The 1,554-nt window shown below is 58.2% G+C and carries 1 protein-coding gene; it reads right to left on the bottom strand.

Annotated elements, in window-relative coordinates; translation table 11 throughout:
• Positions 1-443 precede the first annotated feature (443 nt).
• Positions 444-1,460 (bottom strand): IS110 family RNA-guided transposase, encoded by a 1,017-nt coding sequence (locus FSO04_RS45715; protein WP_154567999.1) that lies wholly within the window; start codon positions 1,458-1,460, stop codon positions 444-446.
• Positions 1,461-1,554: the final 94 nt, after the last annotated feature.

Genomic DNA, 1,554 nt, shown 5'->3' with positions numbered 1-1,554 from the left:
GACACCCATTAGTCGGCCGAAGTCAAGGTACGAGTTTAGCCATCGCCGGATTGCCGTGACGATGGTCATTTTCATCGTCACGGCAATCCGGCGAAATTCCTTCCGTTATCCTGTCTCGGCTGCCTGCAGGGCGCGGTATCGCATCCGTTTTCTCGCGGCTGGTTGCGAACCGGATCGCACCAGACACCCATCGGGATCAAGCGATCGGCGATGAGTTGTCGATCGCCCTGGCGGCGGTGCCGCCCCAGAGAAACGTTGGTGCCAGACAAGGTCCAATGGGTTTCAGAACCGTGGCTGTTGCTCGCGCAACGCCAGTCGAGCGTGGCTCATTGCCTGGGCGACCCGGTCATCTGCAAACAGGAGGCGGAGCAAAGGGAAGACCCAATCAGAACCATGGTTTTTCACCAGTCGCGATACTGGGCTCGCTCCCCTTGCACCGCCTTTTAGCCAAAGCAGCGGGTTACATCAAATGGCTTGTGCTCCCGAAGCATGTGATAGCAGGCGCGTGCCAGCTTGTGCGCCAGCGCCTTGATCGCGACAATCCCGTTACGTGCGCGTTTCTTACGCTCGTAAAAGCGCCTGGCTTCCGGACACGAGCGCATGGCGAAGTTGGCCGCCTCGACAAATGCCCATGCCAGATACTTGTTGCCATTCTTTGTGTTGCCTTCGCCTTTCTTCCTGCTGTTGCTTTCGCGCCGGCTGTCCACACAGCGGCAGTACGAACTGAAATTACCAACCTCGGTGAAGCGCGAGATGGTTCCGGTTTCCAGCATGATGGTGGTTGCGAGAACCGGACCAATGCCGGGCACCGAGTTCAGCAACACGTAGTCGGGTTTGAGTTTCACCCGCTCCATGAGTCGCTTCTCGAGGATTCCGATCTGCTCCTGCAAGGTTTGCATTACCGCCAGATTGGCCTGCATCGCGAGCTCTACGTCCGGTGCAAAGCCGAATGCGCCGACCTGTGTCTGATCCAGACACTTGACCCGTTCACCCCGCATCTGCCCACCTGTGTTGCGCGAGAACAGGTTCTCGATAGCGAGGATCTGGGCCGTCCGGCATTGCACCAGTTGCATGCGCTTGCGCGAGAGGTCGCGCACCGGACGTTCTTCTGCTGGGTAAATGTAGCCTTCTGGCAGTAGCCCCAGACGCAGCAATTGTGCGAGATGGCCCGCATCAGTGAAGTCGCCACTGTATTTCAGTCCCTCGTACTGTCTGATTGCCGCGGGGTTAGCCAGATGCACACGGTAGCCATCGTTCATCAGTTGATCCACGAGCCAGTACCAGTTGTACGTTGCTTCGATGACAACCCCTACCAGATCTTCGCGGTGCGGTGCCAGCGCGGCCCGGATCTGGAGCGGATCGTTTGGTAAGCGCCGCTGGTAGAGAACCCGGTCAGCTTCATCGCTGACCACAACTACACTGTTGTTCGAGTGCAGATCGATTCCACTAAACTTGTTCATGCCGGCCTCCTGTGCGTCACGTCGCTGTTCGCACCTCGACTCTACGCCAGCCGTTCGACCCGAACGGAGGGGAGGCCGGCTATATGATTATCAG

Origin of the sequence: Paraburkholderia madseniana, from assembly GCF_009690905.1 — a bacterium.
Lineage (GTDB): Bacteria > Pseudomonadota > Gammaproteobacteria > Burkholderiales > Burkholderiaceae > Paraburkholderia > Paraburkholderia madseniana.
The sequence above is the reverse complement of the archived record's forward strand: the minus strand, read 5'-3'. Positions and strand labels throughout refer to the sequence as shown.

What these genes read in the sequence shown, in the direction of transcription:
- FSO04_RS45715 (WP_154567999.1), bottom strand. Translation starts at nt 1,460, where the DNA reads ATGAACAAGTTTAGTGGAATCGATCTGCACTCGAACAACAGTGTAGTT.